The 13,139-nt window shown below is 68.8% G+C and carries 12 protein-coding genes; 10 read left to right on the top strand and 2 right to left on the bottom strand.

The features are described from left to right. Window positions 1-47 precede the first annotated feature (47 nt). The 10 genes from ACMCNO_RS21540 (at window position 48) to ACMCNO_RS21495 (ending at window position 10,996) form a co-directional block, all read left to right on the top strand. Window positions 48-1,307 carry an acyl-CoA dehydrogenase family protein gene (locus ACMCNO_RS21540; protein WP_412751265.1) on the top strand — a complete coding sequence of 420 codons (1,260 nt, stop codon included), beginning with the start codon at window positions 48-50 and terminating at the stop codon, window positions 1,305-1,307. Continuing rightward, window positions 1,304-2,116: an SDR family NAD(P)-dependent oxidoreductase gene (locus tag ACMCNO_RS21535; protein WP_412751264.1), complete on the top strand. Its 813-nt coding sequence runs from the start codon at window positions 1,304-1,306 to the stop codon at window positions 2,114-2,116. Before ACMCNO_RS21540 ends, ACMCNO_RS21535 begins: the two co-directional genes overlap by 4 nt. Then, window positions 2,113-2,859: an SDR family oxidoreductase gene (locus ACMCNO_RS21530; RefSeq protein WP_412751263.1), complete on the top strand. Its 747-nt coding sequence runs from the start codon at window positions 2,113-2,115 to the stop codon at window positions 2,857-2,859. Before ACMCNO_RS21535 ends, ACMCNO_RS21530 begins: the two co-directional genes overlap by 4 nt. Next, a complete protein-coding gene (locus ACMCNO_RS21525; protein ID WP_412751262.1) occupies window positions 2,856-3,986 on the top strand; it encodes a phosphotransferase family protein in 1,131 nt (376 codons plus the stop codon). Before ACMCNO_RS21530 ends, ACMCNO_RS21525 begins: the two co-directional genes overlap by 4 nt. Beyond that, the gene (locus tag ACMCNO_RS21520; protein ID WP_412751261.1) at window positions 3,983-4,996 is read left to right on the top strand and encodes an NADP-dependent oxidoreductase; all 1,014 of its coding nucleotides are present in this window, start codon (window positions 3,983-3,985) and stop codon (window positions 4,994-4,996) included. Before ACMCNO_RS21525 ends, ACMCNO_RS21520 begins: the two co-directional genes overlap by 4 nt. 47 nt (window positions 4,997-5,043) lie before the next feature. Further along, the gene (locus ACMCNO_RS21515) at window positions 5,044-5,412 is read left to right on the top strand and encodes an iron chaperone (RefSeq protein ID WP_412751260.1); all 369 of its coding nucleotides are present in this window, start codon (window positions 5,044-5,046) and stop codon (window positions 5,410-5,412) included. A gap of 163 nt (window positions 5,413-5,575) precedes the next feature. After that, on the top strand, window positions 5,576-6,892 hold the full coding sequence (locus tag ACMCNO_RS21510) for an ABC transporter substrate-binding protein (RefSeq protein WP_412751259.1): 1,317 nt from the start codon (window positions 5,576-5,578) through the stop codon (window positions 6,890-6,892). Next, a complete protein-coding gene (locus ACMCNO_RS21505; protein ID WP_412751258.1) occupies window positions 6,889-7,806 on the top strand; it encodes a carbohydrate ABC transporter permease in 918 nt (305 codons plus the stop codon). The genes ACMCNO_RS21510 and ACMCNO_RS21505 overlap by 4 nt, the downstream gene beginning before the upstream one ends. After that, the gene (locus ACMCNO_RS21500) at window positions 7,806-8,624 is read left to right on the top strand and encodes a carbohydrate ABC transporter permease (RefSeq protein ID WP_412751257.1); all 819 of its coding nucleotides are present in this window, start codon (window positions 7,806-7,808) and stop codon (window positions 8,622-8,624) included. The genes ACMCNO_RS21505 and ACMCNO_RS21500 overlap by 1 nt, the downstream gene beginning before the upstream one ends. Window positions 8,625-8,638: 14 nt before the next feature. Beyond that, window positions 8,639-10,996: a glycoside hydrolase family 2 protein gene (locus ACMCNO_RS21495; RefSeq protein ID WP_412751256.1), complete on the top strand. Its 2,358-nt coding sequence runs from the start codon at window positions 8,639-8,641 to the stop codon at window positions 10,994-10,996. On the opposite strand, the gene ACMCNO_RS21490 is transcribed toward ACMCNO_RS21495, so the two are convergent. Next, window positions 10,989-11,987 (bottom strand): glycosyl hydrolase, encoded by a 999-nt coding sequence (locus ACMCNO_RS21490; protein ID WP_412751255.1) that lies wholly within the window; start codon window positions 11,985-11,987, stop codon window positions 10,989-10,991. The two genes, ACMCNO_RS21495 and ACMCNO_RS21490, sit on opposite strands and share 8 nt — an antisense overlap. Window positions 11,988-12,224: 237 nt before the next feature. Further along, entirely contained in the window at window positions 12,225-13,052 is an 828-nt protein-coding gene (locus ACMCNO_RS21485; protein ID WP_412751254.1) for a LacI family DNA-binding transcriptional regulator, read from the bottom strand. Window positions 13,053-13,139 lie beyond the last annotated feature (87 nt).

Genomic DNA, 13,139 nt, shown 5'->3' with positions numbered 1-13,139 from the left:
GTCGCGCACGATCAAGTTTCTGCCGGATGGCCGCCTACGCTGAGGGCATGGATTTCAGTCCGTCCCCCCGCGCCGCCGAACTGACGGAGGCCGTCCGCGCCTTCATCGCGGCCGAGATCGCCCCGGTCGAGCGTCACCTGCATGCCCGGGCTAGCGAGGCACGCCGGCACGGCGGCGGAGCCGACCTGTGGCGCGTGTCCGACGAGGTACGCGCATTGCAGGCCAAGGCCCGCGCCCAAGGTCTGTGGAACCTGTTCCTGCCGGCGGGACACGAAGGGCCGTACGCCGAGCGGTTCGGCACCCGCGGCGGTGCGGGCCTGACCAATCTGGACTACGCGCCGATCGCCGAGGCGACGGGTTGGTCGGCTCTGGCCCCCTATGTGTTCAACTGCAACGCGCCGGACACCGGCAACGCCGAGCTGCTGTTGCGCTACGGCTCGCCGGAGCAGCGCGAGCGGTGGCTCAACCCCTTGCTCGACGGGCGGATCCGGTCGGCGTTCGCCATGACCGAGCCCGCGGTGGCGTCGTCGGACGCCACGAACATGCAGCTGACCGCGGTGGTCGACGGCGACGACGTGGTGCTCGACGGCCGCAAGTGGTGGACGACCGGCATCGGCCATCCGGACTGCGATGTCCTGATCGTCATGGGGCTGAGCGCCCCGGACGCCCCCAAGCACGCCCGGCACTCGATGGTGCTCGTCCCGCTCGACACCCCCGGCGTGAAGGTCGAGCGGATGCTCGACACCATGGGATTCCTCGACGAGCCGTTCGGCCACGGTGAGGTGTCGTTCACCGACGTCCGGGTGCCCGCCGGCCATGTCATCGGCGGGCCGGGCCGGGCGTTCGAGCTCGCGCAGGGCCGGCTCGGGCCGGGCCGGGTGCACCACGCGATGCGTATGGTCGGCCTGGCCGAGCGGGCGCTGCACCTGGCGTGCGAGCGCGGCCTGTCGCGCGAAGCCTTCGGCAAGCGGCTGGTGGACCTCGGCGGCAACCGCGAACGCATAGCGGAGGCCCGCATCGCCATCGACTCCGTACGGCTGCTGATCCTGCACGCCGCCTGGAAACTCGACCGTTACGGCAGCGCGCCCAGCGAGGTCAGCGCCATCAAGGTCGCCGCGCCGAACGTGGCCCAGCAGGTCATCGACTTCGCCATGCAGATCCACGGCGGCGCCGGGCTGTCCAGCGACTTCCCCCTGGCCGAGGCGTGGACGGCGGCCCGGGCGGTGCGCCTGGCCGACGGCCCGGACGAGGTACACAAGAACGTGGTCGCCCGTGCGGAGCTCGGCAAGCATGGAGCGCTCCGGTGAGCGGGCGTCGCGTTCTGGTCACCGGCGGTGCCTCCGGCCTGGGCCGGGCCCTCGCCGAGCAGCTCGCGGCCCGCGGGGAACGGGTGCTCGTCACCGACCTCGCGCCGAGCGTGGAGGTGCCGGTCGGCGCGCTGTACCAGCGCCTCGACATCACCTCCTTCGATGACTGGGCGGCCGCCCTGGACCGGGTCGAAGGTGACCTCGGCGGTCTGGACCTGCTCGTCAACAACGCCGGTATCGCCGCGGGCGGCCGGGTCGACCGGCTCGACGACGCGCACTGGCGGCGGGTCCTCGAGATCAACGTCCTGGGCACGGTCAACGGCTGCCGCATGTTCGCGCCGATGTTCAAGGCGCAGCAACGCGGTCACATCGTCAACGTCGCGTCGATCGCCGGACTCACCCATCCGGCCGCGATGACCTCCTATGACGCCAGCAAGGCGGCCGTCGTCGCGCTGTCGGAAGGTCTGCGCCACGAACTGCGCCCCTGGGGCGTCGACGTCAGCGTCGTCTGCCCGTCGTTCTTCCGTACGAATCTGGCCGCTTCGCTCGGCGGCGACGACCCGCTCATGGAGCGGATCGCCGCCAAGCTGATCGCACGTGCACCGCTCGACGCCGCCGAGATGGCCGCCCGGGTCCTGCGGGGCGTCGACGCCGGGCGCTTCCTGATCCTGCCGGACGGGCCCGCCCGGCGCGCATTCTGGACCAAGCGCCTGGCCCGTCCGCTCTACGACCGCCGCATGATCGCCTTCGGCGCCCGGCTCCGCGAGATCGAGCTGAGCGAGGACGCCGCCGTCCGGGAGACGTCATGACACGCGGCGTCGTCCTGATCACCGGCGCGAGCGCCGGACTCGGCGCGGAGATGGCCCGCCAGTTCGCCGCACTCGGTTACGACCTGGCGCTGTGCGCGCGGCGCACGGACCGGCTCGACGTGCTCGCCGACCGGATCCGCACCGACACCGGACGGCGGGTGGAGACGGCCGCACTGGACGTCACCGATGCCGCAGCGGTCACCGAGGTCTTCCACGCCTTCGCCGCCACGTTCGGCCACCTCGATCGCGTGGTCGTCAACGCCGGCATCGGCAAGGGCGCGCCGCTCGGCACCGGCCGGCCCGACGCGAACCGCGCCACCGCGATGACCAACTTCGTCGGCGCCCTGGCGCAGTGCGAGGCCGCCCTGGAGATCTTCCGCAAACAGGGACGCGGTCACCTCGTCCTCATCTCCTCGATGTCCGCGCTGCGCGGCATGCGCCGGTCGATGACCACATACGCCGCGACCAAGGCGGGCGTGGCAGCGATCGCCGAGGGCCTGCGCTCGGAGCGCATCAAAGGCCTCGACGTGTCGGTGATCTATCCGGGCTACATCCGCTCGGAGATGAACGCCCACGTGGAGCAGAAGACCCGCTTCATGGTCGACACAGAGACCGGTGTGCGGGCCATGGTCCGCGCCATCGAACGGCGGCGCATCAGAGCGTACGTTCCGCAGTGGCCCTGGGTGCCCCTGGCTGTTGCCATGAAGGTGTTTCCGCTGCGGGTCGTCCGGAGGCTCACATGAGCGACAGGGACGTGCGCGCGGAGGACGCCTTCGACACCCGCGCCATGGCTGCCTGGCTGGCCGCGAACGCCACCGCCGCGGGGATCGACCTCACCGCCGTTCCCGAGGTGCGCCAGTTCTCCGGCGGCGTGTCGAACCTGACGTACCTGCTGCGCTACCCCGGCGGCGATCTCGTCCTGCGCCGGCCGCCGAAGGGCAACCACGTCAAGGGCGCGCACGACATGGTCCGCGAGCACCGGATCCAGACCCAGCTCGCCCGCCACCTGCCCTACGTCCCACGCACCGTGGCCCTGTGCCAGGACACCTCGATCATCGGTACGCCGTTCTACGTCATGCACCGCATCGGCGGACCCATCCCGCGCAAGGAACTTCCTCCGGGCGTACACCTGGACCGCGAGCAGACCGCCGCTCTGTGCCGCAATGTCATCGACCTGCTGGCCGATCTGCACTCGGTGGACGTCGCCGCCACCGGCCTCGGCGATCTCGGCAAGGGCGACGGTTACGTCGCCCGGCAGGTCGCCGGCTGGTCCGAGCGCTACCGCAAGGCCCGGACCCGCAACGTCGGCAGCTTCGAGACGGTGATGCGCTGGCTGGACGAGCATCAGCCCGCGGACCGGCCGCACACGCTCGTGCACAACGACTTCCGCTTCGACAACGTGGTGCTCGACCCGGCCGATCCGACCCGCCCGATCGGCCTGCTCGACTGGGAGCTCGCCACCGTCGGCGATCCCATCGTCGACCTCGCGAACTCGCTGGGGTACTGGGTCGAGCCGGGCGACGAGCCGCTGATGCGGCTCTTCCGCCGCCAGCCCACGCACCTGCCCGGGATGATGACGCGGGAGCAGGTCGTCGCGTACTACTGCGCGCGGACCGGCGCCACCGTCACAAACGCCGAATGGGCCTGGTACCAGGTCTTCGGCCTGTTCCGGGTCGCCGTGATCGCCCAGCAGGTGTACCAGCGGTATCTCAGCAGACAGACCACCAACAAGCAGTTCCGGTTCTTCGGGATCGCCGTCGTGGTACTCGAGCTGCGATGCCGCCGCATCATCCGCCGCGCCCGCAAGATGTCCCCGCGCACCGCCGCCGTACGCATAGCGCCGTCCACGACCAAGGAGCCCTCCAGATGAGCCTCATCAACAGTCAGTACCGGCTGGCCGCCCGCCCCGTCGGGTTGCCGAAGCCCACCGACTGGGAGTACGTCGAGGAACCGGTAGCCGAGCCGGGCGAGGGTGAACTGCTGATCCAGACGACCTACCTGTCGCTGGACCCGGCCATGCGCGGCTGGATGAACGAGGGCAAGTCCTACATCCCCCCGGTCGGGATCGGCGAGGTCATGCGTGCCGGTGGCGTGGGACGGGTCGTGGCCTCCCGCCACCCCCGCTTCACCGTCGGCGACCACGTGTCGGGTGCCCTCGGCGTGCAGGAGTACTGCCTGTCGAACGGGCGAGGGCTGACGAAGGTCGACCCGGCGCTGGCGCCCCTGCCGGTCTACCTCGGCGTGCTGGGCATGCCGGGCATGACCGCCTACTTCGGACTGCTCGACATCGGCCGCCCGCAGCCCGGGCAGACGGTCGTGGTGTCCGGTGCGGCCGGTGCGGTCGGCAGCGTGGTCGGCCAGATCGCCAAGCTCAAGGGATGCCGGGTGATCGGCATCGCCGGCGGCGAGAGCAAGTGCCGCCTCGTCGTGGAGGAGTTCGGCTTCGACGCCTGCATCGACTACAAGTCCACCGACGTACGCACGGCGCTGCGTTCGGCGGCGCCCGACGGCGTGGACGTCTACTTCGACAACGTAGGCGGCGACATCCTCGACGCGGTCCTGACCCGGCTGGCCCGAGGCGCCCGCATCGTCATCTGCGGCGCGATCTCCCAGTACAACGCGACAGAACCGGTCAAGGGCCCGGCCAACTACATGTCCCTGCTGGTCAACCGGGCCTCCATGACCGGCATGGTGGTCTTCGACTACGCCGACCGGTACGCCGAGGCCGCCGCGGAGATGTCCGGGTGGCTGGCGGACGGGACACTGCGTTCGCGCGAGGACGTGGTGGACGGCGGCGTGAAGGCCTTCCCCGAGGCGCTGCTGCGGCTGTTCAACGGCCAGAACACCGGCAAGCTCGTGCTCAAGGTGGCGGATGACTGAGCCGTGGACGCCGGCTGACCTGGTCCCGCGGGTGCCACGATGGTGGCATGGGCGAGGTGACTGACTACATCGCCGGTCGCGACGAGCCTGCCTGCTCGGTGCTCGAGCGGTACCGGCTCCTTGCGATGGCCGTCGCGCCGGAAGCGGAGGAGGGCAAGGGCTACGGAATGGCGGCGTTGCGGTATCGGGGCCGGCCGCTGATCAGCGTCGTGTCGACGAAGCAGGGCTACTCGGTGTTCCCGTTCAGCGCCGAGGTCGTCGCCAGTGTGGTGGCGGAACTCGACGGCTTCGATTCCACCAAGGGCGGCATCCGGTTCAACGACGAGCGGTACCTGCCTGACGAGGCGTTCGAGGCGCTCGTGACACGGCGACGCGCCGAGATCGACGCCGCCGTCGCGCGACCTCGGCGTAGGTAGCCTGACCCGCGGGCGATCCGATGACGGAGCTGCCACACTATCCAACATCTCTTAAATTAATAATCTAACCTTGACATGCCGCTGACGGCCGACTCATGCTGGGCGCTCGAACGGGCGGTACCGGCACACCGCCCTCGCTGAAACCAGCAGGACGGACATCGGCATGTTCAATAGAAGGCAGTTCCTCGGCTTCGGCGCCGCGGCCACCCTGGCTCTAGTGGGCGGCTGCACCGGCGGGGCCGGCAACGATGACACCGCCGCGACCGGCGACTTCTCCGGCGACGTCAAGGGCGCCATCACGGTCCTGACCAACCGGACCGACCTGGTGAACACGACGCTGCCCGGGTACGCCGAGAAGTTCGAAGCCAAGTACCCCGGCACCAAGGTCACCTTCCAGGGCGTGACCAACTACGAGGACGACGTCACCACCCAGCTCAGCAGCGGCGACTACGGTGATGTGCTGCTGATCCCGAGCGCGGTCGCCATCGACCAGTACAGCCGGTTCTTCGAGCCGCTCGGCACCCCGGAGCAGCTCAAGGCCAAGTACCGGTTCCTCGGCCCGGCCACCTACCAGGACAAGGTGTACGGGCTGTCGCTGGGCGGCGTCGCCAAGGGCTTCGTCGTCAACAAGCGGATCTGGGCACAGGCCGGCGTCACCGCGCCGCCCAGGACGCCGGAGGAGTTCATCGCCGGGCTGCAGGCCGTGGCCGACAAGACCGACGCGGTCCCGTACTACACCAACTACAAGGACGGCTGGCCGCTGAGCGAATGGAACAACCAGCGTGCCGTGCTCGGTGACCCGCAGATCAACGACAGGTTCCCGGCCGACGCGAACCCCTGGCAGCCCGGCAAGATCGAGTACATCACCGACAGCATGCTGTACGACATCGTGCACGCCAAGCTCAGCGAGAAGGACCCGCTGACGACCAACTGGGAAAGCTCGAAGCCGATGCTGGCCACCGGCAAGGCGGCGACCATGCTGCTCGGCTCGTGGGCGGTCCCGCAGATCCAGGACGCCGCCGAGGCCGCGAACGCCAACCCGGGCGACGTCGCCTTCTGGCCGTTCCCGTACCGGAACGCCGGCACGTTCCACGCCACCATCGACGGCGACAAACTGGCCGCGGTCAGCAGGAACTCCAGGAACAAGGCCACCGCCAAGGCCTGGCTCGACTTCTTCGTCAACGAGTCCGGCTTCGCCGGCGACCAGCAGGCCATTCCGCCCGCGGTCGACCAGCCGCTGCCCAGGACCTTGCAGGACTTCACGGCCACCGGCGTCGAGCTGGTCGAGGTCCCGCCCGCGACTTCGAACTCCGGCAAGGAGGACGAGATCATCAAGGAGTCGGAGATCGACCTCAAGGGCAACATCTACCGGCAGAAGCTCGTCGACGTCGCCCGTGGCGCCGCCAAGGGCGACAAGGACTCCTTCTTCGCCGACCTGAACAAGCGGTGGAGTGCCGCCCAGTCCCAGGTCATGAAGTGACCGCTCAGCTCGTCGCCACCCGGCCCGCCGTCGAGGCGGGCCGGGCCCGGCCCAGGAACTTCAGAACCCCCTGGCTGTACGTCGCACCGGCGTTGCTCCTGCTGATCACGTTCACCTATGTGCCGGTCGGCAACATGCTCTGGTACAGCTTCCACAAGTGGGACGGCCTGGATCCGACAATGGACCCAGCCGGCCTGGACAACTACGTGCGCGTCTTCACCGACGAGCAGTACTGGCGGGTCTTCCTGATCAGCCTCTACTACTTCGCCGCGTCGTTCGCGCAGATCGCGATCGCCCTCTACTTCGCGGTCGTGCTGTCGTTCAGCGTCCGGTTCCGTAATCTGTTCAAGGGAATCCTGTTCTTCCCGTACCTGCTCAACGGCGTCGCGGTCGGCTTCGTCTTCCTCTACCTGTTCCAGCCCGACGGCACCCTCGACACACTGCTGCGGATGTCCGGCCTCGGCGGGCACACCCAGCTCTGGCTCGGTGACCCGGACATCGCCAACGTCTCCCTGGCCGGCACGTCGGTGTGGCGGTTCACCGGGCTCAACTTCGTGCTGTTCCTCGGCGCGATCCAGTCGATCCCCGGCGAGATCTACGAGGCCGCGGAGATCGACGGCGCGAACCGGTGGCACCAGTTCCGGCACATCATCGCGCCCGGCATCCGGCGGATCATCAGCCTCTCCTTCATCCTGGCGATCTCCGGCAGCCTCAGCGTCTTCGAGATCCCGTTCATCATGACCGGCGGCGCGAACGGCACCCGCACGTTCGTCGTCCAGGCTTATCAGACGGCTTTCCAGTTCCGGCAGATCGGCCTGGCCTCGGCCATGGCGGTGGTGCTGCTGCTGATCGTGCTGCTGCTGACCTGGATCCAGCGCCGGGTGCTGCCCGACGACGAGGTGACTCTGTCGTGATGAGACTGGCGCGCGCTGCCACGTACGCCTCCCTGATCCTGGCGTCGCTGGTGGTCCTCATCCCGCTGGTGGTCGTGCTGTTCGCGGCGTTCAAGACGCACACCGAATACACCACCACCGGCCCGCTGACCCCGCCGCGGAACTGGCTCAACTTCCACAACTTCGCGACCGCCTGGACCGCCGGGGACATGCTGCGCGGATTCTGGAACACGACGTTCATCCTGGTGATCTCACTGACCGGCACGGTCGCGGTCGGGACGCTCGCCGCGTACGCGATAAGCCGTTTTGCTTTCCCCTTCAGGCGTCTCGTGCTCGGCCTCTTCCTGGTCGCGGCCCTGGTGCCCGGCGTCACCACCCAGGTCGCCACCTATCAGATCGTCAAGTCGATGGGCCTGGTCAACACCCCGTGGTCGGCCATCGTGCTGTTCATGGGCACCGACATCGTGTCGATCTACATCTTCGTCCAGTTCATGCAGTCGATCCCGCAGAGCATCGACCAGGCCGCGATGATCGACGGCGCCAACCGGTTCACCATCTACCGTAGGGTGATCCTGCCGCTGATGAGACCGGCGATCGCCACCGTGGTGATCATCAAGGGCATCGCGATCTACAACGAGTTCTACATCCCCTTCCTCTATCTGCGCTCACCCGAACTGAGCGTCATCTCCACCGCGCTGTTCCGCTTCAAAGGCCCCTATGGAGCGCAGTGGGAGACGATCGCCGCCTGCACGATGATCGTCATCATTCCGACCGTCGTGGTCTTCCTGCTGCTGCAACGCTTCATCTACAACGGCATCACCGCCGGAGCCACCAAGTGACGAAGGACGTGCACATGTTGCATATCGAAGACCTCGGCGGACGCTGGGAGCTGCGCGAGAAAGCCGACGACATCGCCATCCCGGCGATCGTTCCGGGCTGCGTGCACGTCGACCTGATGAACGACGGCCGGCTGCCCGACCCGTTCCTGGACGACAACGAGAAGGCGGTCGCCTGGGTCGGGCGCACCGACTGGCAGTACCGGCGCGAGGTGCGGTGGACCGGGCCCGCGCACGAGCGCGTCGACCTGGTCTTCGACGGGCTCGACACGATCGCCGCGATCGAGCTCGGCGGAGTCGAGCTCGGCACGACCCGCAACATGCACCGCAGCTACCGGTACGACGCAACCGGCCTGCTCGGGGACGGCCCGCAGCCGCTGAACGTGCGGTTCACCTCCGCCTACACCGAGGCCGAGAAGGTCCGTGACCTGCTGGGGGCGCGGGACAACGCGTACCCGGAGCCGTTCAATTTCATCCGCAAGATGGCCTGCAGCTTCGGCTGGGACTGGGGGCCGACCCTGGTCACCGCCGGCATCTGGCGGCCGGTGCGCCTGGAGGGCTGGAGCACCGCACGTTTGGCCGCGGTCCGGCCCCTGGCCACCTTCGAGGGCACGGGCCGGCTCGACCTGACCATCGATGTGGAACGCACCCGTGCGCGGGACCTGCGCGCCCGCGTGCTGCTGAGCGGGCGGGAGATCGCCGTACTGTCCCTTGCCGGTCTGGAAAGGACCGCGCACGCGTGCGTCGACGTCGATGATGTGACGCCGTGGAATCCGCGCGGGTACGGCGAGCCCGCGCTCTACGACCTCACGGTCGAGTTGCTCGACGGCGACACCGTGCTCGACCGCCGACAGCAGCGCACCGGCTTTCGGAGCGTGACGATCGACCAGACCGGCGGCGGGTTCGTCTTCCACGTCAACGGCGCACCGGTGCTGGTCAAAGGCGTCAACTGGATCCCGGACGACATCTTTCCGTCCCGGATGACCCGGCAACGCTACGCGCGGCGGCTGCGCGAAGCCGCCGCGGCCGGCGTCAACCTGATCCGGGTGTGGGGCGGCGGCATCTACGAGAGCCGCGACTTCTACGAGGTCTGCGACGAGCTCGGGCTGATGGTCTGGCAGGACTTCCTGTTCGCCTGCGCCGACTACCCCGAGGAGGAGCCGATGTTCTCCGAGGTGGTCGCCGAGGCCCGGGAGAACGTGGCCCGGCTCGCACCGCACCCCAGCCTGATCACGTGGAGCGGCAACAACGAGAACCTGTGGCTGCACCGCGCCATGGGATGGGGATCCGCCGGTGTGAGCTGGGGCGAGAAGTTCTATCTGGAAACGTTCCCGGCGATCGTCGCCGAGCTCGACCCGTCCCGCCCCTACCAGGCCGGCAGCCCTTGGTCCGGGTCCTGGGAGCACGAACCCAACGACGCCGGCCACGGCACCTTCCACTCCTGGGAGGTGTGGAACCGCGAGGACTACCTGAACTATCGCGACTCCACACCCCGGTTCGTCGCCGAGTTCGGCTGGCAGGCACCCCCGGCGTGGACCACGCTGCGCGACGCGGTCTCCGACTCACCGATACTGCCCGACTCGCCCGGCGTGCTGCACCACCAGAAGGCCGAGGACGGCAACGGGAAACTGGCTCGTGGCCTGGCCCCGCACTTCGGGTCGCCGTCGAGTACCGAGGCTTGGCACTACCTGACCCAGCTCAACCAGGTCCGGGCGGTCCGCACCGGCGTCGAACACTGGCGCTCGCACTGGCCGCACACCGGCGGCGCGATCCTTTGGCAACTCAACGACCTGTGGCCGGTCACCTCGTGGGCGGCGATCGACGGCGCCGGCCGGTACAAGCCGCTCTGGTTCGCGCTGCGCGAGATGAACGCGGACCGGGCGCTCACCATCCAGCCCCGCGACGGCGGCCTGATGGTCGCGGTCCTCAACGACGACGCCGCGCCGTGGTCGGGGACCGTGCGCATCGAAACCCTCGACGGCACTGAGCTCGCGACCGAGTCGGTGAGCGTGCCGCCTCGATCGGTGGCACTGGTGCCGGCGCCGGAGGCCGAGATGCTCGTCGCCCGCCTCGATGATGCGCGCGCGGTGCATTTCAACACCGATTTCTCGTACGAGGATCCCGGCCTCACCGTCGGCGTGGAGACCGTGCCGGGCGGCCTCGACGTGCGGGTGCACGCCGCGGGCCTGGCCCGCGACGTCCTGATGCAGCCGGACCGCATCCACCCGCAGGCCACCGTCGACCAGGGCTTCGTCACCATGCTGCCCGGCGAGTCGACCATATTCCACGTCCGCGCACCGAACGCCCTCGACCCGGCCCTGGTCAACGCGCCGTGGGTGCTGACCGACCTGTCCACGGTGATGAACCTCAGCTGAAGCGGATCTCGCCCTGGTTGAGCACGCGGGGCAGGGCGTACGCCGTCTGAATCTCGGCGTTGGTGTTGTTGCCGAGCAGCTGTTCGGACCAGATCATGAACCAGGCCCACTTCGGCTGGCTGCTGAGCAGCGTCGCCGTCGGCACCTTGCCCATCTCGGCGATCGCGATCGGCTTGCCCGCCGCGATCGACTGGATCTGCGCATAGTCCGACGACGACGGGTGGCTCTTGTACCAGGCGTCGAGCGAGACGACGTCGACGTAGCTGCTGCCCGGGTAGTAGTTCGCCCAGCCGCCCGCCGGGTTGTCCTGCACATTCCACACCCAGATCAGGTTGTCCAGGCCCTGGCTGTCGAAGTAGTCACGCATCTGCTGGTAGATCTTGGCGCCGCCGTTCGCGCCAGGCCGGGCGCCCCACCAGTTCCAGCTCTCGTTCATCTCGTGGAACGGCCGCCACAGCACCGGGATGCCGGCGTCCTTGAGCTGCTTGAGATACGGCACCACCGCGGCCATCCGGCTGCGCCACACGGTGTTCAGGTTGGTGCCGCCGGTGACGATCTCCTGAAACTGCGCGTTCGTGATGCTGGTCTTCACGCCGCCGTCGAAGTTGCAGGTGGCGCCGCCCGTGGGGGAGCAGGCATGCCAGGTCAGCGCGACCAGCGAGCCGTTGGCCCACTCGGTTTTCGCCTGGTTGATCACGGACTGCCGGTTGGCGACGTCGGTGGACGTGAACATCATGTCGCCGCCCCACAGCCCCGGATACTGGCCGGTGACGGCCTTGACCTGAGCGGTGTACTGGCTGGGCTTGCCGGCCGGTTCCTTGTTGTGCTGGCCGGAGACGATCGACGTGCCGCTGATCGACTTCAAGTAGTTGATCACGGTGGACTTCGGCGTCGCGGTGAACGCCGACGCCTCCGTCGCGCTGTAGACCATGCCCGGACCGAGCAGCGCCAGGGCGGCGCCGACGGCCCAGACGGGACGGGAGAGTTTCATCAACGGACCTCCGCTGGGGGACGGACTTCCTGATCCGGGCTCTCCGGATCGCGGGGACGAACTCCCGGGACTTCGATTGCAGAACGGCTCCCGGGTGCGACTTCGTCGCTCTGCGGGGCTCAGCATGCGACCGCGGTTGTCGATGTGTCAAGATTAGATTAATAATTTAAGCACTGATTGGATGGACGGATGCGCACGTGGGTGCCGCGGGTGGCCGGTCAGGTGACCGCGGTCGGCTCAGCTCGTGCTTGCGCGGGTGACGATGTGGGCCGGGGGCGCCTGGTAGACCTCCGGCGGCTGCCCGGCCATCGCGTCGAGCATCGCTTTGGCGGCCAGCTCGCCGATCCGGACCACGTCGTGACTCATCGCCGACAGCGGCGGGGTGGCCAGCTGGCACAGCGCCGAGTCGTCCCAGGCGACCACCGAGATGTGCGCGGGCACCGCGATGCCGTGCTCGCGCAGCGTGTCCAGGGCGGCCAGCGCCATCAGATCGTTGTCGCAGACGATCGCGGTCGGCTCGTGGGTGAGCAGGCCGGCGGTGGCGGCACGGCCGGACTCGTACGAATAGTCGCCGTCGACCTGCACCAGCGTGACGTCCAGCTTGCCCGCCTCGGCTTGCGCCCCCGTCCGGCGCAGTTGGGTGTGCACGAAGGACGGCGGGCCGGTGATGTGGCCGATGACCGTGTGCCCGCCTGCTGCCAGGAACCGGATCGCCTCCCGCGCGTAGCGGGCGTCGTCGGTCCACACCGCCGGCAGGCCGGGCGCGGTCGCCGGGGCGCCGAGCACCACGGCGGGCAGTCCGAGCCGGCCCACCTGGGCGACCCGCTCGTCGTCGGGCACCAGGTCGACCAGGATGACGCCGCTGACCCGGTCCCGCTCGGCCCACCGCTCGTACGTCTGGCTCTCGGCCTCCCGGTCGGTCACCACCTTGACCACCACGGAGACGCCGGCCGGGGTCAGCACCCGCTCAAGTCCCTCGATGAACTCGTGGTAGTACGGCTCCTCGCCGAGAACCCGCGAAGCCCGCGCGAGAACCAGGCCGACCCGCCGCCGCGACTGTGCCACCGATTCCTCCGTACTCGTTTCACCGACAGGTACGGTATCGCCTGACGGCAGGCGGCCGGCGAAACTGTCGCCTGGCAGGCGAAATGG

The sequence above is a fragment of the Krasilnikovia sp. M28-CT-15 genome, from assembly GCF_047159595.1.
Lineage (GTDB): Bacteria > Actinomycetota > Actinomycetes > Mycobacteriales > Micromonosporaceae > Actinoplanes.
The sequence above is the reverse complement of the archived record's forward strand: the minus strand, read 5'-3'. Positions and strand labels throughout refer to the sequence as shown.

Coding starts and splice junctions, on each gene's coding strand:
- ACMCNO_RS21520 (WP_412751261.1), top strand. CDS start 3,983: ATGAGCCTCATCAACAGTCAGTACCGGCTGGCCGCCCGCCCCGTCGGG.
- ACMCNO_RS21490 (WP_412751255.1), bottom strand. CDS start 11,987: ATGAAACTCTCCCGTCCCGTCTGGGCCGTCGGCGCCGCCCTGGCGCTG.
- ACMCNO_RS21510 (WP_412751259.1), top strand. CDS start 5,576: ATGTTCAATAGAAGGCAGTTCCTCGGCTTCGGCGCCGCGGCCACCCTG.
- ACMCNO_RS21500 (WP_412751257.1), top strand. CDS start 7,806: ATGAGACTGGCGCGCGCTGCCACGTACGCCTCCCTGATCCTGGCGTCG.
- ACMCNO_RS21525 (WP_412751262.1), top strand. CDS start 2,856: ATGAGCGACAGGGACGTGCGCGCGGAGGACGCCTTCGACACCCGCGCC.
- ACMCNO_RS21540 (WP_412751265.1), top strand. CDS start 48: ATGGATTTCAGTCCGTCCCCCCGCGCCGCCGAACTGACGGAGGCCGTC.
- ACMCNO_RS21495 (WP_412751256.1), top strand. CDS start 8,639: ATGTTGCATATCGAAGACCTCGGCGGACGCTGGGAGCTGCGCGAGAAA.
- ACMCNO_RS21515 (WP_412751260.1), top strand. CDS start 5,044: ATGGGCGAGGTGACTGACTACATCGCCGGTCGCGACGAGCCTGCCTGC.
- ACMCNO_RS21530 (WP_412751263.1), top strand. CDS start 2,113: ATGACACGCGGCGTCGTCCTGATCACCGGCGCGAGCGCCGGACTCGGC.